Here is a 24823-nt window from a genome sequence, read left to right on the forward strand (position 1 = left end):
TCTATGGGGCGACAGCGCGCGTATGGCGGGCGATCATCAGTTCCTCGTTGGTGGGCACGACCCAGACCGGCAGCCTGCTCGAGGCGCGGGTGATCAGCGGGCCGCCCGCCCGATTGGCCGCTTCGTCGAGTTCGGCGCCGAGCCACGCGGCATCGCGCACGATGCGCTCGCGGATTGCGACGGCGTGCTCGCCGATGCCGGCCGTCAGCACCAGTGCGTCGAGACCTTGCATCGCCGCGGCGAGACTGCCGAGTTCGCGCCCGATCCGGTAGGCGTAGACGTCGATCGCAAAGCGGGCACGCGGGTCGTCGCTGTCGAGCAGCACGCGCATGTCGCCCGAGATGCCCGACATGCCGAGCAACCCCGAGCCCTTGTAAATGAGGTCCGCGATCGACTGCGTATCCATCTTCAGCTCGTCGAGCAGATAGAGCATCACGCCGGGGTCGAGGCTGCCGCAACGCGTGCCCATCGGCAGGCCTTCCACCGCCGTGAAGCCCATCGTGCTCGCCACGCTCTTGCCCGCGACCATCGCGCACATGCTCGCGCCGTTGCCCAGATGCGCGACGACGGTGCGCCCCGCCGCCGCGGCCGGCGCGATCTCCGGCAGCACGCTCGCGATGTATTCGTACGAGAGCCCGTGAAAACCGTAGCGCCGCACGCCGTGGTCGGTAATCGAGGGGGGCAGCGCATAGGCCTGCGCGGTCTCGGTCTGCGTGCGATGAAACGTGGTGTCGAAACACGCGACCTGTGGAAGGTCGGGACGCAGCTGCGCGAGGATGCGGATCGGGGTCAGGTTATGCGGCTGATGCAGCGGCGCGAGCGGGCTCAGGCTGTCCAGCTGATCGATCACCTCGGAAGTCGCGAGGACGGGGCCGGCAAAGCGCTGCCCGCCGTGCACGACGCGATGCCCGACCGCCTTCAGTTGATTGCCGCCGCCGTGGTCGCGCAAAAAACCGCCCAGATATTCGATCGCGCCCTGATGGCCGAGCCGATGGCCATCGCCCCATTCGTGCGAGCTGGCATTACCGTCGCGATCCGTCACGCGAAAACGCGGGCTCGTGTAGAGCGCTTCGATCTGACCGCGCAAAATGAGCTCGAGTTGCGCTTGTTGCGCGTCGAAGGCGCTGAACTTGAGGCTCGACGAACCTGCGTTCAATACGAGGATCACATCCGCCATGACGTCACCCGACCACCTTGCCGGCCTCGCGCCGTGCCTTGGCCACCAACGCGGCGACCGCGCACGACGCGAGACGCGTCGACAGAGAATCCGCGCGGCTCGTCAGAATGATCGGCACGCGCGCGCCGAGCACGATGCCCGCCGCGTCCGCGCCGGCGAGAAACGACAGGCTTTTCGCGAGCATGTTGCCCGCTTCGAGGTCCGGCACCATCAATACATTGGCGCGACCGGCCACCCGCGACTCGATCTGCTTGATGCGCATGGCTTCAATGCTGATCGCGTTGTCGAGTGCGAGCGGACCGTCGACGAGCCCGCCGGTGATCTGCCCGCGGTCCACCATCTTGCACAGCGCCGCCGCTTCCACCGTCGATGGAATTTTCGGATTGACGCTCTCGGTCGCGGACAGGATCGCCACGCGGACCTCGTCAAGTTTCAGCGCGTGCCCGAGATCGATCGCGTTCTGCAGGATGTCGACCTTCTCTTCGAGCGTCGGCAAGATGTTGATCGCGGCGTCGGTGATGATCAGCGCGTTCTCGTACCCGGGCACGTCCATCACGAAGCAATGGCTGATGCGCCGCTCGGTGCGCAGGCCGGTGTCACGGCGAATCACCTCGGCCATCAGCTCGTCCGTATGCAGGCTGCCTTTCATCAGGGCCTCCGCCTTGCCTTCGCGCACCAGTTGCACGGCTGCCGCCGCGGCGGCATGGCTATGCGGCGCATCGACGATCGTGAAGTTCGAAATGTCGATGCCGTGTTCGGCGGCAATCGCTTCGATGCGCGCGCGCGGCCCGACCAGCAGCGGCGCGATCAGTCCCATCCCGGCTGCTTCGACCGCGCCATTGAGCGAACTCTGGTCGCACGGATGCGCGACCGCTGTCGGCATCGCCGGCAGCGTCCGGCAGAAATCGATCAGACGCTGATACTTCGCGTGCTTTTCCATCGGCGTATTCCTCGTGTGTACGGTGCGTTGGATTCGTGACGCGTGGCACGCCATGCTGACGGGAGCCGTGCACACGGGAGCCGTGCACACGGGCGCCGTGCACACGGGCGCCGTGCACACGGTTCCGTCACGCTTGCGTCCTGCCGCGCATCGCGCCGGTTGCTCACGTGCGAGTGGGGTCCGGCAAACGTGCGTTGCGCTTGCGGCTCACGCCCGAACCCAGCACCGCGCGGATGCGTTCGAACGCCTCCTTTTGCGCGGCGTCGGGCGCGGTGTTCAACACGCGCTCGTCGCTCGCCAGCTTGTCGAGCAGTTGTAGAAAGCGCTCGCGGTCCTCGCTGTGGGAAAGCAGCTTCGGCAGCGTGGCTATCGACTCGTCCGGTTCGAAGCTGACGATGATTTCCTGCTCGCCCCGGATCCGCCGCCAGTGATCGGGGCTGATGTCGGGCAGGTACTCCGCGTAACTTTCGGCGATCTCCTTGCGCATCTCCAGGCGCGCGAGCGGTAATGACCCGCCCTTGCGCGACAACAGATAGGCCGCGCGCGCGAGTGCCTCCGTGTAGCCGCCGTCGCCGATCGCCTGCAACGCCGTGCGCACGAACGGCAGCTCGCGCGGATCGATCGCGCCGGCTTGCGCGGCCACGCCATCGGCGGTCGGCTTGCTCAGATATGTCGCATACAGATTCGCGTACACGCTGAAGAAGCTGGCCTCGGTCCCCGCGTCGCGCATCGCGCGGTAATAGTCCAGCGACGCGCTGAACATTTGCGAGCCGTTGTGTTCGAGCTTGCTCCACGGGTTATCGGCGGCGGCCCGCTGGCGATTCTCACGAACCGACTGCGCGGCCGCCGGCAGCCAGCCAAGCCACGGGTTCATCGCGGACACGGCCCAGCGCTGCCAGCGCAGCGGATGAAACTGGCGCAGCAGGCGGGCGCTCGTTTCGTTCGACATCGCCCGCACGAACGGCTGCGCGAGCAGTTCATACATGCGCTGATTCAGATTGGACACCGCGGCGACTGCTTCGAACGGCTTTTCGTCGATGCGGCCGAAGCGGTTCAGACGCGCGGCTATCTCCTCGAGCCGCCGCTCATGAAATTCGACTTCGTATTCGATCTCCCCGGCCGCGTTGCTGGCCTCGTTGATGGTCATGCCGTAGAGTCCCGGCGGGAAGGTTTCGATGGTCTCGAGCACGGACATGATCTGTTTGTGCTCCTTCTTCGCGACTTTCCCGGACACGAAAATGCCCAGATGCCCGATGTTCTGGTGCGTCAGACCGACGATCACCTGGCCGCGCGCCTTGATCTCCTCGGTGCTGCCGTAAAGGTCCGCCACCCAGTTGAACGCCTGTTGAGGCGGCGTGATGTTGTCCCCCATCGACGCGAACAGGATGATCGGCGAGCGGATTTCACGCAGATCGAAAGCCTGGCCGCTGCTGTTCGTCACTCCGCCCGACCACAGCTTGTTGCCGACGAACAGGTTGCGCGTGATCCATTCGATCTCCTCGCGATTCATCAGGTAGTAGCTGCCCCACCAGCGCTCGAATTCCAGAAAGCGCGGCGGCTCGGTATCGACGTTCGAGAACAGGTGGTAGTACTTGTCCCAGAACGTGTTGGCGGGATTCAGGTTCTCGAAGTTCTCCACCAGATACGCGCCGTCGAACTTGCCGTTGCCAAGATCCGCCGCGTACGACGCGAGCCACGCGCCGCCCAGCATGCCGCCCGCGTAACGCATCGGGTTGTCGCCCTCGCCTTCGCTCCAGGCCGCGCTCCAGTACGACATCGGCGCACCGTTGATGACGATCGGGCCGGTCTCCTCGGGGTCGGAGCTGGCGAGCATCATCGCCGCCCAGCCGCCCTGGCAATTGCCGATGATCGCGGGCTTCGGACTGTCGGGATGCAGCGCGCGCACCTTGCGCACGAATAGCTGCTCGGCGTTGCACACGTCGAGCAGGGTCTGACCGGGCTCGGGGTCGCGAAAGAACACCACGAAGTAGACGGGATAGCCCGCGCGCAGCGCGATGCCCGCCTGCGAATCGTCCTTGAAGCCGCCAATGCCGGGGCCGTGCCCCGCGCGCGGATCGATGATCAGATACGGGCGTTTGCGCACGTCCACGCCCACGCCTTCGAGCGGACGAAGTTGCAGCAGCGCATAGTTGACCGGCCGTTCGAACTTGCGGCCGTCCAGCACCATGTCGTACTCGAAATGCAGCACCGGCGCGGGACCGCTGACGCTGCGTTCGACGAACTCGTTGCCGCGCCGGTACAGCGTGTCCCAGAACAGCAGCGAGCGCTGCGCGGCATCTACCGTGTATTGCCACGCACTGAGCGGATCGAATGGCGCGGGCATCGCGCTTGCGGTCGGGGCGCCATCGTGATCGAGCCCCAGCGTTTCGGTGACCCGTTCATTCAGATGCCGCTGGGCGATTTGCGTGCGCTTCTGCAGCACGTGGGTGATTTTTGAGGCAATGTCCTGGCTTTGTGACAACAGCGTTTCAGCGTCCATCGGAAGACTCCTGAAAGGTGCGCGTCACGATCGGTGCCGAGGCACGCGCCGTGCATTGATTGAATCGTGGAGTTGGCCCAGAGCTCTAGCAATCGGACCAAGGTCTTATTATGCGCGCGACCCGGTGCAGCGCACGGGTTCGGGCGCGGCGCGTGTCGACGTGACGCAGCGCGACGTCTCATTGAACGGGTTTCGCCTGCACCGCTGCGGCGATATCGCGGCTCACCGAGGCGAGCGCGCGATCGTGGGCGGCGATGATCGGCTCGAATCCGGGACCGGATACGCTCTCGCGCGCGACCGAGCGGCCGGTGACGGCGCGGACCTTGCCGGGCGGCCGCACGGCCCACAGCACATCGACGGTGACGTCGCGCCCCGGCACGGACTCGAAGCGCATCACGTCGATCCGCACGCGCCAGACGACGGACGGATCGCGTACCGCATCGAATACCGAAATCTGCTGCGAGTTCAGCAGCGCGCCGAGATCGGCCGCGATCACGCGGCCGATCTCGCCACCGAGCGGCTGCGCCCAGCGGTCGAATTCGTTGACCGCGACCTCGTTGTTAGCGATCCGCGTGACGATCTGCGGCCGGTCCACGATCTCGGGTATCGTGACCGGACCGATCACCGCCGCGATCGGCCGGCTCGCGCCGGTGCTGCTCAACGACTCGTCGGGGCTCAGCGTGTAGAAGTTCGTCGCCGGCGACTTGCAGGCGCCGAGCAGAGCGCCGGCGAGCGCGAGCATCAGGCCGGCCGCGAAGCGGCGCATCGCATCTGTCATGGCTTCTTGTCCTCGGACTTGCCGCGCACGAGCGATTCCGGATGCTGCGCCAGATAGTCGGCCAGCGTGCGCAGCGAGGCAGCGGTGCGAGTCAATTCACGCATTGCGTCCTCCGTCGATTGCTGCAGCGACGAGTCGGGCTGCAGCGCGGCATTCGCGGAATCGAGCGTCGATTGCGCGGACAGCAGCGTGTCGCGCGCTTTCGGCACGACCTGCGTGTTGAGCTGCCCGAGCATCGCATTGGTGGTGCGCAGCGTCGAGCGCGCGTCCTTGCCGATATCCTCGAACGGTATGTTGTTGATCTTGGCGAGCAGTCGCGTGACCGATTCCTGCAGCGATTGCAGCGTGCGCGGAATCGCGGGCATTTCGGGCGGCGTCTTGTTCCAGTCGATCGACGCCTTCGGCGCGTCGGGGAAATAGTCCAGCGCGAGATACTGCTGGCCGGTCAGCAGATTGCCGGTTCTCAACTGGAAGCGGAAGCCGTGCTCGACCAGATAGTTCGCGAGACCGCGCGGGTCGTTGGTGAGGTGTCCGCCGGCGCCGTCGTTCTGATAGCGCGACGTGAACCGCTCCGGATAGAGATTGATCTCGACCGGACTGCTGAAGCGGCGGGTGTCCGGATCGAAGCGCGTGTAGATCGCCGTCACTTCGCCGATTTCGACGCCGCGGAAATCGACCGGCGCGCCAACTGTCAGACCGCGCACCGAATCCGCGAAGTTCACCACGTATTTGACGACGATGCGATCGTGCATCTTCATCGCGTCGGCGCGCGTGGTGTACAGCTCGAACCGGGTGCTGGTATCGGCGCTCGTCTCTACCTGTGAATCGGGCGGCGATTCGAACGCGATCCCGCCGATGATGATCGACACGATCGACTGCGTTTCGACGCGCAAGCCGCTGCTGTCGAACGACATGTCGACACCGCTGGCGTGCCAGAAGCGCGTGTCGGTTCTGACGAAGCGGTCATACGGCGCGTTGACGAAGACCTTCACCGTGACGCCGTGGCCGTCCGGGTCCAACTGGTACGACGCGACCTGGCCCACCTGAATTCTGCGGAAAAACACGGGCGTACCCACGTCGAGCGAGCCGAGTCCCGTGCCGTGCAACGTGTACTCGTGCCCCGGCACGTCGCTCGCGATCACGGGGGGCTCCTCGAGGCCGACGAAACCGCGGCGCGCTTTTGGCGAATTGCCGACGTCGACGTCGATATACGAGCCCGACAGCAGCGTGCCGAGCCCCGACACCGTACCGCCCGAAATGCGCGGACGCACGACCCAGAAGCGCGTGTTGTCGACGAGCAGGTCCGACACGTCGCGCGTCACCTCGGCCTTGGCCACCACGCGCTTGTGGTCCGGCGTCAGCGAGACCGCTTCGACCACGCCGATATCGACGTCCTTGAACTTGAGCTTCGTCTTACCTGCTTCGAGACCGTCGCCGGTCTTGAAGCTGATGCTGATCTGCTCGCCGCGCTCCATCACCGCCTTCACCGCCAGCCAACCGCCGATCAGTATCGCCACGATCGGCACGAGCCAGACCAGTTGCATCCGCCAGCGCGAGCGCGGCACCGGCTCCGCGGCGGGCAGTTCGGGCTCTTCAGTCGGAGTGGACACGTTCGGTCTCCAAAGCGTCCCACATCAGGCGCGGATCGAACGCCATCGCGGCGAGCAAGGTCAGCACGACGACCGCGCCGAACGCGATCGCCGCCGGGCCGGCCTTGATCGTCGCCAGCGCCTGGAATTGCACCAGCGCGACCAGCATCGTGATCACGTAGATGTCGAGCATCGACCAGCGACCGATCAGCTCGATCAGGCGATAGATCCGCGTGCGCTGCCCGGGCAGCCATTGCCAACGAAGCTGGGTCGACAGCGCGAGATACCCGATGCCGAGAATCTTCAGCATCGGCACGACGATGCTCGCGATGAATACGAGCACGGCGAGCGGCCACGAGCCCGATACCCACAGATACACCACGCCGCTCAGGATCGTGTCCTTCTGCGTGCCGAACAGCGAACTCGTGTCCATCACGGGCAGCACGTTGGCCGGAATGTAGAGCACCATCGCGGCCACCAGATACGCCCACGTTCGCGACAGGCTCGCGGGCTTGCGCTGGTGCAACGGCGCCCTGCAGCGCGGACAGACGTGCTTGACCGCGCCGCTGGGCTGCTTGAGCAGCAGGCCGCATTCTTCGCACAGCACGAGCCCGTAGGCAGACGCCGTGATGGCGTTGCGGCGCACGCGGATCGGCGGCAACTGCCACGCCTGCGCGCCACGCGCTGCCGTGATGCGCGCCCACACCTCATGCGGATCGAAGGTCGCCGCCGCGGCCGCGAGCAGCAGCATCAGCGCGATGAACGACCACAGCGCAGTGCCCGGCACCACCTTGGCGATATGCGCGAGCTTGACGAGCGCGACCAGCAAGCCGAGGATCAGCACCTCGGTCATGCCCCACGGCCGCGCGAGCTGAAACAGACGAAAGCACTCGGCCGGCCGCCACGGCACGCGCCCGAAGCGCAGCGGCAGCAGCAGCCACAGCATCGCCGCGGTTTGCAGCACCGGCGTGACGATCGTCGTGAGGGCGACCAGCAAGGCGAGCGGCCACGAGCCGTGGCTGTACAGCATGCGCACCGAACCCGCGAGCGTCGTCTGCACGACATGGCCGTTCAGCGACAGACCGACGATCGGAAACACGTTCGAGATCACGAGCAGCACCGCGGACGCGCACGAGAATGCGAGCGCATACTCCGGCCCGTTCGAGCGTCCGCGCCTCAACTCCGCGCGGCAACGCCGGCAGCGCAACGCATTGCCGGCGGCGGGCGGCGCGCCGAGCTGAAGCAGGTCGCACTCTTCGCACGCAATCAGCTCGTTGCCCGTCATCTCGCCTCCACTGCACCCGACGTTCCAGCCGGCGCGGGCGCGTTCTGCGAGACCGGCGCCATCGCCGGCGAGTTTTGCGGCGCGGGCGGCGGCGCCGTCAGTTTTTCCGCCTCGGCCACCCAGCCACCGCCCGTCGCCTTGTAGAGCGTGACGTACGAGGCCAGCACCGCGCCTTGAGTTTGCGCATAGTTCAGTTGCGCGTTGAACAGGCTGCGCTCCGCATCGAGCACTTCGATGTAGCTCGTATAGCCGCCTTCGTAGCGCTGCCGCGCGAGGTGCGCATAGGTGTGCAGCGCCTCGACCTGGAGGTTTTGCGCATCCAGTGCCTGATGCGTCTTCTGCACGGAGATGAGCGCGTCCTCGACCTCCTGGAACGCTACCTGGATCGCCTTTTCGTACGAGTACAGCGATTCCTGCTGGCGCGCTTCGGCCTGGTGCACCTGGCCGGTGATGTTGCCCGCCGTGAAGATCGGCTGCGTGACGCTGCCGGCAAACGACCACACGCGCGCCGGGCCGGTGAACAGATTCGAGAACTGCGCGCTGACCGAACCGAACAGCCCGGTCAGCGAAATCGACGGGAAGTACAGCGCGCGCGCCGCCCCGATCAGCGCGTTTTGCGCGACCAGCGTCTGCTCGGCCTCCAGCAGGTCGGGACGGCGTTCGAGCAGATCGGACGGCAGCCCCTCGGGAATCGGCGGCGTGCCCATCTGCGACAGCTCACGGCCGCGCAGTATCGCGCCGGGATTCCTGCCGATCAACACCGACAACGCGTCTTCCTGCTGGGCGATCTGCGCTTCGAGCTGCGGAATCGTGACTTGCGCGGCTTGATACTCCGACTGGCTTTGCGCGAGTTCCATCTGCGAGACCTCGCCGTAGCGGAAGCGCGCCTCGAACACGCGCACCGATTCCGCGCGGCTTTGCACGGTCTCCTTCGCGATCACTAGCTGCCGGTCCAGACTGCGCAGATTGATGTAGGCCGACGCGACCGAGCTCACCAGCGTCAGAATCGTGGCGCGGCGGCCCTCTTCGCTTGCGAGCAGATTCGCGCGTGCCGCCTCGGTTTCCCGGCGCACCTTGCCGAACAGATCGAGTTCCCAGGACACCGCCAGCGTCGCGTCGAACTGGTTGTAGACGGGGCTCACGCCCTTCGGCACCGGCACGCCTTCGTCCTGCGAGACCCGTTGACGCGACGCGTCGGCGCCTGCCGAAAGCTGCGGGAACAGCCCGGAGCGCGTGGTCACGAACTGCCCGCGAAACTCGTCGACCCGCGCGGCCGCGACCTTCACGTCGCGATTGTCCTGCAGCGCGGCGGCGATCAGCTGATCGAGCACCGGGTCCTGAAACTGCTCCCACCACACGGCGTTGGCGATGCCCGCGGCCTCGCCCTGGGCGAAACGATAAGTGGCCGGCACGTCGACCGCCGGGCGCTGGTAGTTGGGGCCTAGCAGGCATCCGCTCAGCGCGAGCAGCATGACGGAGGCGAGCAAACGCGCCGGTGCCGTGCCGTGCATCTCATTCACCTGCCTGCGGCGCGGACGGCGCCTCGCTCGACGCACCGGGCCCCGGCACCGCCGAGGGTTCGCGTCCTGCGCCGCCGCTGGGCTCCACGCCCGGCGTCGGCTTTTTGCCTCCCTTCGAGCGCGACGACATGGATTCGAGCAGGTAATAGAACATCGGGATGAAGAATACGGCGATCGCCGTCGCGCCCAACATGCCGCCGATCACACCGGTGCCGATCGAATGGCGGCTGTTGGCCGACGCGCCCGTCGCGATCGCGAGCGGCACGCAGCCCAGAATGAATGCGAGCGAGGTCATCACGATCGGGCGCAGCCGTTCTTCCGCCGCGGTCATCGTCGCGTCGAACACCGAGGCGCCGGTCTCGCGATTGAGCACCGCGAATTCGAAGATCAGGATCGCGTTCTTCGCGGCGAGCGCGACCAGCATCGTCAAACCGATCTGGAAGTAGACGTCGTTGGACAGGCCGCGCAGCATGATCGCGAGCAGCGCGCCGAACAACGCGAACGGCACCGCCATCAGCACGCCGAACGGCAGCGACCACTTCTCGTACTGCGCGGCGAGGATCAGGAACACCATCACGAGACCGAACACGAAGACGAGCCCGGACGTGCCGCCCGACTGCCGTTCCTCGAATGCTTCGCCGCTCCATGCCACGTCGTAGCCTTCCGGCATCTGCGCGGCGATCTGTTCCAGCGTCGAGATCACCTGTCCGGAGCTGTAGCCCGGCGCGGCGTTCGCCGTGACCTTGATGGCCGGGAAATTATTGAATCGCGTGACGAGGTCCGGGCCCGTCGTAAAGCGGTAGCTTGCCACCGACTTGATCGGCACCATCGTGCCGTTCGTGCTGCGCACGAAGATCTGATCGAGATCAGTAGGCTTCAGGCGATACCGCGGCTCCGCCTGCAGGATCACCTGCCACAGCCGGCTCGAACGATTGAACTGCGATACGTACAGCGAGCCGAACATCGTCTGCATCGCGCTATAGACGTCTTCGACCGGCACGCCGAGCGTCTCCGACTTGTCGCGATCCACGTTGACCAGCAGTTGCCGCGACGCCGCATTGAACGTCATCGTGACGCCGGTCAACTCCTTGCGCGCCCGCGCTTTCTGCACGAACTGGTCGGTCACGCCCGCAAGCTGTGTGATGGTCGCGTCGCCCTTGCTCTGAATCCACACCTCCGTGCCGCCCGTCGTGCCGAGCCCCGGAATCGACGGTGGGTTGACCGGCAGAATAATGCCCTCCTGGACGTTCGCGAAGTGGCGATACGCGTCGAGCAGCACCTGGCGCGCGTTCTGCGTCCCGCGGTTGGCGCGCGTATAGCGTTCGTCGAAGCTCTTCAGACCGACGAAGAAGGTGCCGGCATTGTTCTTGTTCTGGCTGTCGAGCAGGCTGAAACCGTCGACCGTGGTGATGCTGCCGACCGCCTCCTGTTTCATGAAATAGTCAGTGATGACTTGCGACACCTGGCCGGTGCGGTCGAGGCTAGCCGCGTCCGGCATGATGACCGCGCCGAGCAGATAACCCTGGTCTTCAGGCGGCAGGAACGCCGACGGAATCGAGCGCACCATCAGCACCGCCAGCGCGATCATCGCCGCGAAGAACACGAGCCCCATGACAAAGCGCTTGATGATGAGCTTGACCGCGCGTGTATAGCCCGACGTCATGCGGGCGAACTGATTGTCGAACCAGCGGAAAAAGCCCTTCTTCTCGTGGTGCGTGCTTTTCAGCAGCAACGCGGCGAGCGCCGGTGACAAGGTCAGTGCGACGATGCCGGACAGCACCACCGAGATCGCAATCGTGATCGCGAACTGCTTGTACATCTGGCCGGTGATGCCGCCGAGAAACGCGACCGGCACGAACACCGCGCACAGCACCAGCACGATCGCCACGACCGGGCCGGCGACTTCGTCCATCGCCTTCTTCGAGGCGTCTTTCGGTGACAGCTTGTACACCGTCATGTTGCGCTCGACGTTCTCGATCACGACGATCGCATCGTCGACGACGATACCGATCGCGAGCACCATGCCGAACAAGGTCAGCATGTTGATCGAAAAGCCCAGCAGCAGCATGAACATGCAGGTGCCGACGATCGACACCGGCACCGCGATGATCGGAATCAGCGTCGCGCGAAGGCTTTGCAGGAATACGAACACGACGATCACGACGAGCACCAGCGCTTCGAAGAACGTATGGATCACGTCCGAGATCGACGCTCGCGTGAACTCGGTCGTGTCCATCGCGATTTCGTAGGTCATGCCTTCCGGAAACGACTTCTTCAGTACCGCGAGTGTCGTGCGCACCTGCTTCGCCACGTCGAGCGCGTTGGCGCCCGGCTGCTGATACACGGCGAGCACGGTGGCCGGCTTGCCCTGGAAGCGGCTGCGAATCGAGTAGTCTTTCTGGCCGAGCTCGGCGCGGCCGATGTCCTTGAGCCGCACGATCGCCGCGCCGCCGTTCGCGGCGCGCACGATGATGTTGTCGAACTGCGAAGGCTCGGCGAGGCGCCCCGTGGTCGTGACCGCGAACGACTGCTGGACCTCTCCGCTGGTCGGCGACTGTCCGATACTGCCCACCGCGAACTGCTGGTTCTGGTTCGCGACGACCCGTTGCACGTCGGCGGCCGTCACGCCGAGCTGCGCCATTCGGTCGGGCTTCAGCCAGATGCGCATCGCGTAGTCCGGATTGCCGAAAATACTCGACTGATTCGCGCCCGGAATCCGCTTGATCGCGTCAAGCACGTAGATGTTCGTAAAGTTCGCGATATACGTCGAATCGTAGCGGTTGGTGGGCGAATAGATCGCGATCACCATCATGAACGCCTGTGACTTTTTCTGTACCTGAATGCCCTGCGCCTGGACCGATTGCGGCAGTTGCGGCAGCGCGAGATTCACGCGGTTCTGCACGTCGACCTGGGCCAGTTCGGGGTTCGTGCCGATCTGGAAGTACACGTTGAGCGTCATACTGCCGGTCGACGAACTCGACGAGTTCATGTAGATCATGTTGTCCGCGCCATTGACCTGCTGCTCGATCGGTGCGGCGACATTGTTCGCGACGACCTCGGCGCTGGCGCCCGGATAGGTGGCGGACACCGTGATTTGCGGCGGCGTGATGTCGGGATACTGCGCGACCGGCAGCGAGAACATCGCCAATGCGCCGCCGAGCGTGATGACGATCGAAATGACTGACGCGAAAATCGGCCGATCGATGCAGTAGCGCGAAATGTTCATGGCGACTGCCCCGTCACTCGGCGGCGGGCGCTGCCGCGGCGCCTTGCGATGCAGCGGTCGCCACCGCCGCCTGGCTTTTCCCGCCGGCCGCCAGGGTTTTGATGATTTTCAGCTGCGAATCCGCGGTAACGCGCAGCGCGCCGTCCACGACGATGCGCTCGCCCGCCTTGAGTCCGTCGGAAACAAACCAGTTATCGCCCTGCCAGTCGCCGACTTCGACGACGCGCTGATGCGCCTTCGAGGCGCTATCGACGACCCACACGAAGTTGCTCTTCGCGCCCTGCAACACCGCGCGCTGCGGCACGAGCGTCGCATTGGGCCGGATCGCGCCGGAAACGCGGGCCCGCACGAACTGGCCGGGGCGCAAGATGCCCTTCGGGTTTTCGAAGGTCGCGCGCACGAGGAAGGTTCCCGTTTCGGTATTGAACGCCGGGTTCGCGAAGTTGATCTGGCCTTGCTCGGCATAGGGCGAGCCATCGGCGAGAATCAGATGCACGGAGAAATCGTCGTGCGCGGGAAATCGCAGACGTCCTGCCGCGATGTCATCCCGGTACTTCAGCATCTCGTTCTCGGAGATGCTGAAGTTCACCCACATCGGATCGAGCTGGTACACGTAGGTCAGCAAACCGTTCGAGGTCGCCGTCACGTAGCTGCCATCCTGCAGACGCGCGAAGCTCGACAGGCCGTTCAGCGGAGACTTGATCGTCGTGTAGCCGAGGTTCAGCAGTGCGGTGTCGACTTCGCCCTGGGCGGCGATCACCGCGGCGGCGCTCTGCTTCTCGTTGCCGACCGCGTCGTCGAGATCCTTCTTGCTCAACGCGTTCTGCGCCGCCAACGGCACCACGCGCGCGAGATTGGCCTTGGCGACTTCGAGGCGCGCCTGCTGCTGGGCCAGTTGCCCTTTCGCGGTCCGCAGCGCGGCCTCGAACGGCTTGCGGTCCATCTGGAACATCGTTTGTCCCGTCTTGACCAACGCGCCTTCGGTGTACATGCGCTTGTCGAGGAAGCCGTCCACCCGCGAGCGAATCTCGACTTCACGCGAACTCTGCGTTTGCGCGGTAAATTCGAAGTCGACCGGCGTGTCCTGTTGCGTCACGGTCATCACGGTCACTTCCGGCGCGGCGGCGACCGGCGGCGGTGGCGCCTTCTTGCACGACGCGAGCAACGTGAGCAGCGTCAGCGCCGCGACGACGGCGAGCAATGGCAGAGCGCCGCGAGAATCCGGCCGCGGCGAGACCAGGGAAACGGGTACGGTTTTCATCGCGCACTCCGCCTGATCACAAAGGCGTGCAGTTGCCGAACAGCACGAAGGCATCGTTTCTGTTGGCAATCGTCAGCGTCATCTCGCCGTCCGTCGAATCGACGACCAGCGTCCAGCCAAAGCCCAACTCATTGCCGAGGATCAGGAGCTGATCCGCCTCCTTGGTGACCGACAGCATCGGCGTCGTGCGCGCGGGACCGACGACCGCGCGTTTGTCGAAATCGAGAGTCAGGAATTTCGGCAGACCGAGATCCGCGGGCAACGCGCGCGTGCAGGCGATGCCCGGATCGCAGGCGTGCGCGTCGATCGTCGCGCAGATCAGCCGCTTGCTGCCGTCGAAGTCCGCCGCGCCCACCTGCATCGCAGCGGTACCGAGAAGAATCGCGAGACAAACCGAAATTGATTTCATCACGTGCGCTCCCGCTTTTATCCTTGAACGCTGCCGCACTCCGCGCGGCGCATCGCACGCGCAAAGGCACGCACGCGCCGCAACCTGTCCGGTTTCGAATTCGGTGCGGCGCAGCCGGTGTTCGGTTCGACGCGTTGACTGAGTTCAGTTTGGTGGTCCGAAGAAACGGCGACAATCGGACCTTGGTCTCATATCATCCGGCGCGAAGACGCGCGTTCAGGGTGTCGGCGGACCGCCGATGGCCACCTCGACCGCCTTGAACAGAATCGCGCTGGTGAAAGGCTTGCGCAGATACGCGGCCGCGCCGGCCGCGAGCGCGCTCTGGCGGACGGAGAGATCGTCATAGGCGGTAATCACGATGACCGGCACGCCCATTTGCGCGAGCTGACGCTGGACTTCCAGGCCGTTGGTTCCCGGCATCTGGACATCCAGAATCACGCAGGCAGGCCGATACGACGGAATTGCCACAAGCGCATTCAAGAACTCGTCACCGCTGCAAAACGTCTCCGCCCTGATACCTTCGGAATGCAGCAAACGCTTGATGGCTCGGCAGACCGACTCGTCATCGTCGACCACCGCAACGAATTGGTTAGGGTTGACCATATGACAGCGCGAACGCGCAGTCGCTCCGGAAAGTGGACCACTGATGCCTTAGCGTACTGGTTGAAACCCCGATGAGATATAAGACTTTGGTCCACTAGCGGTGTCGGCCAGCGCCGCTGAAAGTGGCGGCGCAACGCGGGAGTCGGCGCCTGGTTCGGGCGATTATTCTTCGTCGGCCGTACAAACGCCGCCCTTTCGCACCAGATGAACGAGGTCGACGATCGATCGGGCCTTCATCTTCTCCATCACGCGGGCCCGATGAATCTTGATCGTTTTTTCGGCCGCGCCCAGATCGCTCGCAACCTGTTTGTTCAGGCGGCCAGTCACGACGAGTTCCATGACTTCGCGTTCGCGGCGGGTCAGATGCCGCATCCGCTCTTCTATTTCCTCGCGTTCGTGGCGCCGCCTGCTTTCCACACACGCGCGCGCGAGCGCGCGATCCACCGCGGCGAGCAACAGCGAGTCGCGCACCGGCTTGGGCAGAAAGTCGACCGCTCCGCCTTTCATCGCGTCGACGCTCGAGCCGATGTCGCCGTGCCCGGTCAGGAATACGATCGGCAGCAGCTGATCGAGCTTGCGCTGCACTTCGAGTCCCGTCATGCCCGGCATCTGCAGATCGAGAACGAGGCAGGCTGGCATGCTCGTCAGATCGGCTCGTTCGAGAAAGGCCGCAGGACTGTCGAAGCATTCGACCTGGTAGCCGGAGGCGCGCAGCAAGCGGGCGAGCGCGCTGCGCACGCTGTCGTCGTCGTCGACGATGAAGACGCGAGTGTTGGTCTGGTTCATGATGATCGGGGCACGAGTCTCTGTCGGATATCGGTCGCGACCGGAAGCGTGACGTGAAACGATGCCCCTTTGCCCTCGTTGTTTTCCGCCCACAGCCGGCCGCGGTGCGCCGTGACGATCGTGCGGCTGATCGAAAGACCCAGTCCGAGCCCCTGCGGTTTGGTGGTGAAAAATGGCCGGAAAATCCTTTCCATGCTGTCGACGTCGAGGCCCTGGCCGCGATCTTTTACCGTTATCCGTATCAGTCCGTCCGCTTCCTCACGCGCTGTCGTTTCGACGAGGCGGTCCGCGGCAGGGCAATCCTTGACCGCGTCGAAAGCGTTGAGCAGCAGGTTCAGGATCACCTGCTGAAGCTGAACCTTGTCGCCGCAAATCAGCGCCAGATTGTTCGGAATGTCGAAGCTCGTGCGCACGCTGCGCGTCAACGCATCGCTGTGCACGAGCGTCGCGATGTCGCGCACGACGTTGCCGACGTCCAGCAACTGCAACTCGACATCGCCTTTGCGCACCAATGCGCGAATCCTTTGCAGCACCTCGTTCGCGCGGCAATTGTCGGCCACGATGTCTTCGAGCGCTTCGCGCAGCTCCACTACGTTGGTCGTCTCCGCATCCATGAATTTGCGCGCGGCTTGCGCGTTGAACAGGATCGCGGTAAGCGGCTGCTTCAACTCGTGCGCGAGCGATCCGGCGAGTTCGCCCAATGAAGAAACGCGCGCGAGATGCGCGAGATCCCTCGTATTTCCATCGACTTCGCCGCACGCACTGCAATCCGATATCGCGGTGATCCGCAATTCCTGATTGTGCACGCGGCATCGCGTGGTTTCCGCCTCCGCGTGAAAGCCGCCGCCATCGCGCCGCCGTGCGATCAGAATCTGCGTGGTCGTGACGCCGGGGATTTGTATCTTCGCGCCACGATTGCCTGGGCCCGACCGATCGGCATTGATGCCGTCGATCGGAAACAGCTTGGCGGTCGGCGCGCCGATCAGCTCTTCCCTCGTGTAGCCGAACAGTTGCGCCGCCCGCGCGTTCGCGAAGATGATCTGGTCCCGCTGGTCGACCGTGACGATCGGAACCGGCAACATTTCGAGCGTCTCGCACAGCGGCATTCTCGCGTCGAGCATGCGCCGCGTGCTGCTATCGCCTTCGCCTCGCAGCCACGACGCGCAAGCGGTGACATAGCGCCGCCATGCCGGCAACGCGTACGGCGGCTCGTGGGTATCGCGGGTACTCTGTCGGCTCGACACGCCGGGGATATTGCGAGCGTGCTGAAACCGGTGATGCCTGGGTGAAAACTGTCTGGAACGGTCGTGCCCGGATAGTGGAGGACCGTCGTTGCGCGCATTGTCGATCTGTGACGGGCCGCATTGACCCATGTGGCGCGGTTGCGCGTGCAGCGCCGTGAGAATTCCCGCTACCCCGATCGCCAGGTGTCTGCCGTACACGATCAGATTAATCATTGGCACCTCCGGGTCCAGTGCGAACGGATTCCGTACAACTGCGACGTCTTTATCTTTGGGCTTCGAACCACATAATTGACTTCACAATCGCTACTTCGCACGTCGGGTGGCTGGAAATCAGTATAGGCTATCCAGAATCACTTACCGAAGGGTTACCTTAATTTATGCCGCTTACTCGGGAAACTACTCAATAGTGTTCTGCGTTGTCCGCCATCAATCGGAAAATGGCGACAGAGTTTGTTAGGCAGTTAGTTATTGCCGGGCGAGGCAGTGTCCGTGCCGCCCGTTTGCACGCACAGGAAAGTTAGCAAACTGGCACGTCGCCGTACGAGCCGCAATGTTCCCCTGCGCCGTGACGGATTTGCACTAGCCCGTGAAGCCCGGCGCGATAGCGCTTTCAGATGGAAACTTCCAACCGTAAAGCTTTCATGCATCGCGAATCGCAGAGTCAGCGGGTATACCCAACGCTAATTCTCCAATTTAATTAATTGGTCGGCGATAGGTTTTTTTGACGCAATTCAACGCTTTTATCGCCCGCTATTCCAGTGCGAATCATTTGCATTCATCGATCACAAAAAAATAAAATTATGCCCGGCAGATGACTAAACGCAGCACCGCGGCGAGAACGCGTGTTTCGGCTTCGTCTTTTCTACCGGTATTGAATAAACAGGAAGGTCAGTGCAGATTGCAGGCAGCGTCGCTGCGAGTCGCGAGCGCATCTGGCTCGCAGCGTTTCGTGGGAACGACGGGAGGGGTGATAGGGAGGCTAAGTGGGGTGAGTCCGCCAAAAACTATCCGCTGCGCGTCGCCGTGCCAAGGCACGCGTAGCGTGTCGCGCGGCCTCGCTGTAACGAAACCGCAACACGCGATAGACGCGCCACCGTGCGACAGCGCCATGACGATTCGATCAAATGCCGCTGCTTGCCGCGCCCTGTTACAGATTCATGCGCGTAACCTTGGTGCCGGCCAGCGACAGGTCGGCCATCAAGCCCGTATTGGTTAAGACCATCGCGACGACCTCGGCGGTCGCCGACGTGGTATCGATCGCGCCGGTAGCGCCGACTTTCAGCAGTGAAACCGAAGCATCGACGCCCGCCGACCAGCCCTTCGCGTTGCGGAACTTCTCGAGCGAATCTTTCGTCATGAACAGGAAGAACACGGCGGTCGACTGCGCGCCGGCCTGCAATCCGAACGATGCCGCGGTGGTACTGTAATAGCCCACCGTCGCTCCCCCGACGCGCAATGCCCCTTCACCGTACTCGCCACCGACGATGAACGCCGCCTTCCTCACCGAAGGAAACACGAGCACGCCCTGCGCCTTCGATACGAGCTCGTGCGAGCCTTGCACCGTATCGAACAATTTCGACAGCGCACCGTTCACGGCCGCGTCGATCTCCTGCCGTTTGGCGGCGTCGGTAGTGGCGCTCTGGCCACTGCCTCCGGTCGTCGTGCAACCCGCCAAAGCCAGACTCGCGGCCATGGATGTAAGCGCGAGCGTGTGCACAAAGTTCCGTCTGTTCACTATCGACTCCGTTCTGGTTACGATCCGAGTCGCCAGTCCTGATGGCTGGAAGCCTCGATCTTTTTTCTCCGCCGTGAAGCGGCATAGCCGCCCAAGGAACCATCAATGCCATCGCCGCGCGTCGATTTTCTTCGGTATCCGGATGCGACGACTACAACGCTTGCAGATACATGATGTCACGCTGAAACCGCTGCGGAATCGGACCTTGGTCTTACAGGAAGCGCGGTGTCGATGATGAATGAAACGCGAAGCCAGCGAAGCTGATTAGCGGGGCCGACCTCGATCATCCGCCGAGCGCGATGATCGCCACGGTGAGCAGGACGCCGACCGCCGCCATCGCAAGGCCGGCCTGCCAGCCGCGAAATCCCGCGTAATGCCCCAGCGCCATGCCGCTGCCGAATAACATCGCGATGGTCAAGACACGGGAGACGATCAGCGCCGTCGGAACGTTCGCGAACAGCACGAAGGGCAACGCGACCGGGAATGTTGCGGCTACTACGAGCACAAAGATAGCCGCGGCGGCGGTGAAATCGTTGCGCACGAATACTGCTCGCTGCGGCAGATCCGGCCGCGCCGCAACACGCCTGCGGATGGACTCGAGCTCCGTATCGCCGATCAACGGTCTGAGCCACGCGGCCATTGCGTCTCGAAGCGTCCGAACGCCCGCGGCCGCATTCGGCTGGCCTCGCACGGAATGCGCAAGCGTCACACGCCTGCCGCGAGCCACCAGCGTACGCACGAGGAACATCACCGCGTCCGCGAGGCCCCATGCGAGATTGCAGCCGAGCGCGGTGTAGAACATCTTGTGCCCCGCGTCGGCACCCGCGCCGACGGCCGAGACGGTGCCGACGAACGTCAGCGCCATGAAGAGGCCGAAACATGACTCGCACACTCGATCGACGACATCGAGAACCGGCTCCCTATCGCCGAAGTTTTCCTGCTCCGTGTGACCCGTGGCATCCATGAGGCCTCCCGTGGCGATGACGTGAACCGAGCCCGCCCTTTGCCGGCATACGGATGAGGCGCGACGAGGACAGTCGGATCGGGCAGGCGCGAGCAGACGCCCGCATCATACTGCGCGCCCTGTACCGGCGATATTGGACCAAGGTCGTATGGCCCTGCTTCGCGTCGCGCTCTACCGTGGGAATGGATCATTGCGTAGTACGCTGGAACAGTCCGCGCTGGGGAGAAGAGAATGGCCAAAACGAAGTCGGAAAACGAGCAGCCCGAGCAAGACAGGGCGCTGTCGTACAAGGAATATCGCAAGGCGCTTTTCGATCTGCATGTCGAGCTCGTCAAGCTGCAGGAATGGGTCGTGCAAACGGGAAGCAAGGTCTGCGTCGTCTTCGAGGGACGTGACGGCGCGGGCAAAGGCGGCACGATCAAGGCGATGACCGAGCGCGTCAGTCCGCGCGTCTTCCGCGTCGTTGCATTGCCCGCGCCTAGCGAACGTGAAAAAAGCCAGATGTATGTGCAGCGCTACGTGCCGCACTTGCCGGCCGCGGGCGAGATCGTCATTTTCGACCGCAGCTGGTACAACCGCGCGGGCGTCGAGCGCGTGATGGGTTTCTGGCTCCGAGGCGGACGTGCAGACGTTCTTCAAGGCCGTGCCGCTCGTCGAGCGGGCGATCGTCGAATCCGGGGTCATCCTGCTCAAGTACTGGCTCGAGGTCAGCCCCGAGGAACAGACCCGACGTCTCGAGGCACGCATCCACGACGGTCGCAAGATCTGGAAACTGACCGAGATGGACCTGAAATCCTATAGCCGATGGTATGACTACTCGCGTGCCCGCGATGAGATGCTCGCGGCGTCGGACACCGACTATGCTTCGTGGTTCATAGCGAATTCAAACGACAAGCGGCGCGCGCGACTGAACATCATCAGCGACATGCTTCAGAGGATTCCGTACAAGCAGCCTGCCCGCAAGAAGGTCTCGCTGCCGAAACGGCAAAAGCCCGACGGATACAAGGAACCAGACTATCCGTTTAAATACGTGGCCGAGCGGTATTGATCAGGCAGTTGTTGCTCAAGCCGACTTTCAAACGTACGGCAGCGTTGCCTCGCACCCGGCTTCAACGAGGCTGCGGCGATAAGCGAAGGCCGCGAGCGGGTAGTCGAAGAAGAAGCGGCCCGTCTCCCGCTTCTCCACATAGAACGTTGCCGCCTCGCATTGCGGCATCGCAATTCGCAGCGTGCGCGCCCATGCGAACGCCAGCAGCATCCAGCCAAGCATCGCGAGATAGTCGTCCGCGACCCGGTATGCCGTCTCCGGGTCTTGCGCGTGGCGTGCCTTGATCGACCGTGTCGTGCTCTCCACTGTCTGTGCGAGCTCTGCGAGCTTCGCGCCGGCCGCACGAACCGGCGGATCGGACTCCTGGCACAGCCGCGCTTCCGCGCGCACCTGGCGAAGCAGCACATCGAACGCCACCGCCCCATCGGGCAGCACCTTCCGAATCAGCAGATCGATCGCCTGAATTTCGTTGGTGCCTTCGTACAACATCGACACGCGACTATCGCGCAACGTCTGTTCAATGCCGTACTCGTGGATGTAGCCGTAGCCGCCGAACACCTGCAGCGCGTTCGATGCAGCGCCAAAACCGTTGGCCGTAAAAAACGCCTTTGCAATCGGAGTCAACAGCGATGCGAGCTGCGCCGCCTGATCCCGTTCGGCGGCATCGGCATGACGTGCGGCGATGTCGAGCCAATGCGCGGTCCAGTAACCGATCGCGCGCTCGCCTTCGACGATCGCGCGCAGCTCCATCAGAATCCGCCGCATGGCCGGATGAAACGCAATCGGCGCAGCCTTCCCCGCTGCGACGTTCGCACCGGGCGGCACGCTCACTGCACGCATCTGCGCGCGTTCCTGCGCGTAAGCGTGCGCGCGTTGCCACGCGGCGTGCGCATGCCCGAGGCCCTGCATCGCAACCTGCAGCCGCGCCGCGTTCATCATCACGAACAGGCACGCGAGACCGCGATGCGCTTCACCGACGAGCCAACCGAATGCGCGTTCGAAGCGCATCGTGCAGGTCGGGCTGCCTTTCAGGCCCATTTTCTTTTCGATGCCTTCGCAATAGACACCATTGCACGAACGCCCACCGTCGCCGTCTTCCAGCCATTCCGGCACGACGAACAGCGACAACCCCTTCGTGCCGGGCGGCGCATCGGGCACTCGAGCGAGCACCAGATGAACGATGTTCTCCGTCAGATCGTGCGCGCCGCCGCTGATAAAGATCTTGCTGCCGTCGATGAAATACCCGTCGGTGCCCGGTGCTTCAGTCGCGCGCGAACGGATCAGGCCGACATCGCTGCCGGCCTGGGGCTCGGTCAGACACATCGTCGATAGCCACTCGCCACTCGCGACTTTCGGCAGCAATGCCTTTTTCACGCGTTCGCTGCCATACGTCTGCAAGCATGCCGTCGCGCCGTGCGTGAGCCCGGGCGACATCAACCATGCATGGTTGGCGCCCGCGAGCATTTCCTGAAGTGCGACGTCGAGAAGCTGCGGCAGTCCCTGTCCGCCGTGCCCGGTGTCGAGCGATAATGTCGGCCAACCCGCTTCGACGAATTCCGCGTAGGACTCGCGAAAGCCCGCGGGCGTCGTCACCTTGCCCGCGTCGAAACGACATCCTTCGAGATCGGCGCTCGCGTTGAGCGGCGCGATGCGCTCCTCGACGAAACGCGCCGCTTCCTCGAGCACCTGCTGCGCGGTCTGCGAGTCGAGGTCTTGCCAGTCGGGCACGTCGCGCCACCACGAAGCGGCGTCGAGCCACTCGTCCATCACGAAGCGCATGTCGCGTAGCGGCGCCTTATAAGTCAACGTCATTTGTTCCTGTCCCTGGACTAGCTGCCTCTGCGCGCATGGATCACGGTCGCGTCGGCGACGTCGGCCTCGTGCATTGCTTCCACGAGCGCGGCCCGGTGCTGGAGCACGGCGCGCTGATTGATCGAGCCTTTGTCGGTGATCTCGCCGAGGTCGAGCGACGGCGGCACGCTCAGCAGGTGCATGCGGGCAATGAACGAGGCACTGCCTGTCGCACTCCGATTCAGCTGCGCGACGAGCTCGCTGAAGAAGTCGCGCACGGCGGCCGTGTTGAGCACGTCCTCGGCGCTCGCATCCGCGGGCGAACCCGCCAACGAGCGACACGCGTCGAGGCGCGGAAAAATCATCGCGCCCACTTCGTCGCGATTCATCCCCGTAATGACGGCATCCTGAACGTAGGGCGCCCCTTCGCTGATGATGCGCGCGCGCATCGGCCCGACGCTGACGAACGTTCCCGACGCAAGCTTGAAGTCCTCCGCAATGCGGCCATCGAACATCAGGCCCAGTTCGGGACGTTGCGGGTCGACGAAACGCACGGCGTCTCCTGTGCGGTAGTAGCCTTCATCGTCGAACACGCTGCTCTGAAGCGCCGGCGATGCTCGCCAGTAACCGCCCATCACGTGAGGGCCGCGAAAGCGCGCTTCGAATTTGCCATCGACGGGCGCGAGCTTGGCCTGGCACCCGGGCGGCGGCAAGCCGATATAGCCGGCGCACGATACCGGTCCCGTCGTGAACAGACACGACGGCGCGGTCTCGGTCATGCCGAGCCCGGCCATGATGCGGATGCGTTCTCCGCAATGTTCGAGCGTTACGCGCTCGAGACGCTCCCACGCCGCCTGCGACAGCCCGGCGCCCGCGAAGAAATACATCTTCACGCGCGAGAAAAACCGCTCGCGCAGCGCCGCATCCTTTTCCAGCACGATGGTCAGTTCTTCCCAACCCTTCGGCACGTTGAAGTAGATGGTCGGCGCGACCTCACGCAGATTGCGCAGCGTCTCGTCGAATTTGCCGGCCACGGGTTTGCCGTCGTCGATATAGAGCGTGCCGCCGTTGTACAGCACGATGCCGACGTTGTGGCTGCCGCCGAACGTGTGATTCCACGGCAGCCAGTCGACGAGGACCGGCGGCTCGATGCCGAACTGCGGAAAGGTTTCGAGCAGCATCTGCTGGTTTGCGCCCAGCATGCGATGCGTCGTCGGCACGGCTTTCGGCAGGTTCGTCGAGCCGGACGTGAACAGGAACTTCGCGATCGTGTCGCCGTTCACGCGCGCGTTGGCAGCGTCGACGTCGCGCGGGGCCGTGTCGAGCAACGCGTCGAAGCGCGTCACTCTCGACGCGTTTGGCGCGGGCACCGCGCTGACACGTTCGACGTCGCTTCCCAGCGCGGCATCGAGCGCCGCTGTGTATGCACCGATATCGTCCGCGTAGACCAGACCCGGTTTGAGCAGTTCGAGGACATGGCGCAGCTTTCCGTAATCGCCCGACATCAACGAATAGGCCGGCGAAACGGGTGCATAAGCGATACCCGCCCACATCGCGCCGAGCGCGAGTTGCATATGTTCGACGCTGTTGCCCGACAGGATCACCAACGGGCGTTCCGCGCTGAGATCGCGATCGAGCAGCGCCTGCCCGATCGCACGCGCGCGCTCGAGCATCTGCGCATACGTGATGCCCTGCCACGCGCCACCGGCATCGCGTCGTGCGACGAGCAGCCGGTCGGGATGCGCGCGTGCGCCGCTCAGCAGGCGGTCCGTAAAGCGCTCCGGAAACGGACCCAGAGGTTCAAGTGTCTCGAGGTACCAGCAGTCGCCGCGTTTCTCGATCCGCGCTGAAGGCGCTCCGATGGCGACGCTCCGGTATCCGGTCGCCAGAGAGCTTGCGTGGCTGTGCTCCGATTCCAAAACCTGTCTCCTAGTTGTGCCATTTCATGCAAGGATGGGGTGGCCGCA

General features: G+C 64.1%; 17 protein-coding genes and 1 pseudogene. 1 reads left to right on the forward strand and 17 read right to left on the reverse strand.

Annotated elements, in window-relative coordinates:
- Position 1 precedes the first annotated feature (1 nt).
- The 15 genes from OKW26_RS01460 to OKW26_RS01530 all read right to left on the reverse strand — a co-directional run bounded on the left by OKW26_RS01460 (position 2) and on the right by OKW26_RS01530 (position 20017).
- Entirely contained in the window at positions 2 to 1177 is a 1176-nt protein-coding gene (locus tag OKW26_RS01460) for an acetate/propionate family kinase (RefSeq protein WP_429352433.1), read from the reverse strand.
- 4 nt (positions 1178 to 1181) lie between these two features.
- Positions 1182 to 2171, reverse strand: a complete 990-nt coding sequence (locus OKW26_RS01465; protein ID WP_184061869.1) for a phosphate acetyltransferase — start codon at positions 2169 to 2171, stop codon at positions 1182 to 1184.
- Positions 2172 to 2280: 109 nt separating this feature from the next.
- Positions 2281 to 4617, reverse strand: a complete 2337-nt coding sequence (locus OKW26_RS01470; RefSeq protein ID WP_429352434.1) for a DUF3141 domain-containing protein — start codon at positions 4615 to 4617, stop codon at positions 2281 to 2283.
- A 178-nt stretch (positions 4618 to 4795) separates the two neighbouring features.
- Complete coding sequence (locus OKW26_RS01475; protein ID WP_429352435.1) at positions 4796 to 5395, reverse strand: PqiC family protein; 600 nt, start codon at positions 5393 to 5395, stop codon at positions 4796 to 4798.
- A complete protein-coding gene (locus tag OKW26_RS01480) occupies positions 5392 to 7005 on the reverse strand; it encodes an intermembrane transport protein PqiB (protein WP_429352436.1) in 1614 nt (537 codons plus the stop codon). The genes OKW26_RS01475 and OKW26_RS01480 overlap by 4 nt, the downstream gene beginning before the upstream one ends.
- Entirely contained in the window at positions 6989 to 8269 is a 1281-nt protein-coding gene (locus OKW26_RS01485; protein ID WP_429352437.1) for a paraquat-inducible protein A, read from the reverse strand. Before OKW26_RS01485 ends, OKW26_RS01480 begins: the two co-directional genes overlap by 17 nt.
- Complete coding sequence (locus tag OKW26_RS01490; RefSeq protein WP_184061874.1) at positions 8266 to 9780, reverse strand: efflux transporter outer membrane subunit; 1515 nt, start codon at positions 9778 to 9780, stop codon at positions 8266 to 8268. Before OKW26_RS01490 ends, OKW26_RS01485 begins: the two co-directional genes overlap by 4 nt.
- 1 nt (position 9781) lies before the next feature.
- Positions 9782 to 13015, reverse strand: coding sequence for an efflux RND transporter permease subunit (locus tag OKW26_RS01495; protein ID WP_429352438.1), 3234 nt, complete (start codon positions 13013 to 13015; stop codon positions 9782 to 9784).
- Between the two features lie 13 nt (positions 13016 to 13028).
- Positions 13029 to 14276 (reverse strand): efflux RND transporter periplasmic adaptor subunit, encoded by a 1248-nt coding sequence (locus OKW26_RS01500; protein WP_429352439.1) that lies wholly within the window; start codon positions 14274 to 14276, stop codon positions 13029 to 13031.
- Positions 14277 to 14292: 16 nt separating this feature from the next.
- A complete protein-coding gene (locus OKW26_RS01505; RefSeq protein WP_090808966.1) occupies positions 14293 to 14685 on the reverse strand; it encodes a hypothetical protein in 393 nt (130 codons plus the stop codon).
- A 216-nt stretch (positions 14686 to 14901) separates the two neighbouring features.
- Positions 14902 to 15288 (reverse strand): response regulator transcription factor, encoded by a 387-nt coding sequence (locus tag OKW26_RS01510; protein ID WP_184061877.1) that lies wholly within the window; start codon positions 15286 to 15288, stop codon positions 14902 to 14904.
- Positions 15289 to 15450: 162 nt separating this feature from the next.
- Positions 15451 to 16074 (reverse strand): response regulator transcription factor, encoded by a 624-nt coding sequence (locus OKW26_RS01515; RefSeq protein WP_429352440.1) that lies wholly within the window; start codon positions 16072 to 16074, stop codon positions 15451 to 15453.
- Positions 16071 to 17531 carry a PAS domain-containing sensor histidine kinase gene (locus OKW26_RS01520; protein WP_429352441.1) on the reverse strand — a complete coding sequence of 487 codons (1461 nt, stop codon included), beginning with the start codon at positions 17529 to 17531 and terminating at the stop codon, positions 16071 to 16073. The genes OKW26_RS01515 and OKW26_RS01520 overlap by 4 nt, the downstream gene beginning before the upstream one ends.
- A gap of 934 nt (positions 17532 to 18465) precedes the next feature.
- A complete protein-coding gene (locus tag OKW26_RS01525; protein ID WP_409259456.1) occupies positions 18466 to 19053 on the reverse strand; it encodes a BPSL1445 family SYLF domain-containing lipoprotein in 588 nt (195 codons plus the stop codon).
- 283 nt (positions 19054 to 19336) lie between these two features.
- Positions 19337 to 20017: a hypothetical protein gene (locus OKW26_RS01530; RefSeq protein WP_429352442.1), complete on the reverse strand. Its 681-nt coding sequence runs from the start codon at positions 20015 to 20017 to the stop codon at positions 19337 to 19339.
- 231 nt (positions 20018 to 20248) lie between these two features.
- On the opposite strand from OKW26_RS01530, the pseudogene ppk2 reads away from it, so the two are divergent.
- Positions 20249 to 21065: pseudogene (gene ppk2, locus OKW26_RS01535) on the forward strand (polyphosphate kinase 2).
- A 27-nt stretch (positions 21066 to 21092) separates the two neighbouring features.
- Here the strand turns inward: ppk2 and OKW26_RS01540 are convergent.
- Both OKW26_RS01540 and OKW26_RS01545 read right to left on the reverse strand, forming a co-directional pair.
- On the reverse strand, positions 21093 to 22877 hold the full coding sequence (locus OKW26_RS01540; RefSeq protein WP_429352443.1) for an acyl-CoA dehydrogenase family protein: 1785 nt from the start codon (positions 22875 to 22877) through the stop codon (positions 21093 to 21095).
- Between the two features lie 17 nt (positions 22878 to 22894).
- Positions 22895 to 24775, reverse strand: coding sequence for a feruloyl-CoA synthase (locus OKW26_RS01545; protein ID WP_429352444.1), 1881 nt, complete (start codon positions 24773 to 24775; stop codon positions 22895 to 22897).
- Positions 24776 to 24823: the final 48 nt, after the last annotated feature.

Origin of the sequence: Paraburkholderia sp. 32 (genome assembly GCF_050435345.1) — a bacterium.
GTDB lineage: Bacteria > Pseudomonadota > Gammaproteobacteria > Burkholderiales > Burkholderiaceae > Paraburkholderia > Paraburkholderia tuberum.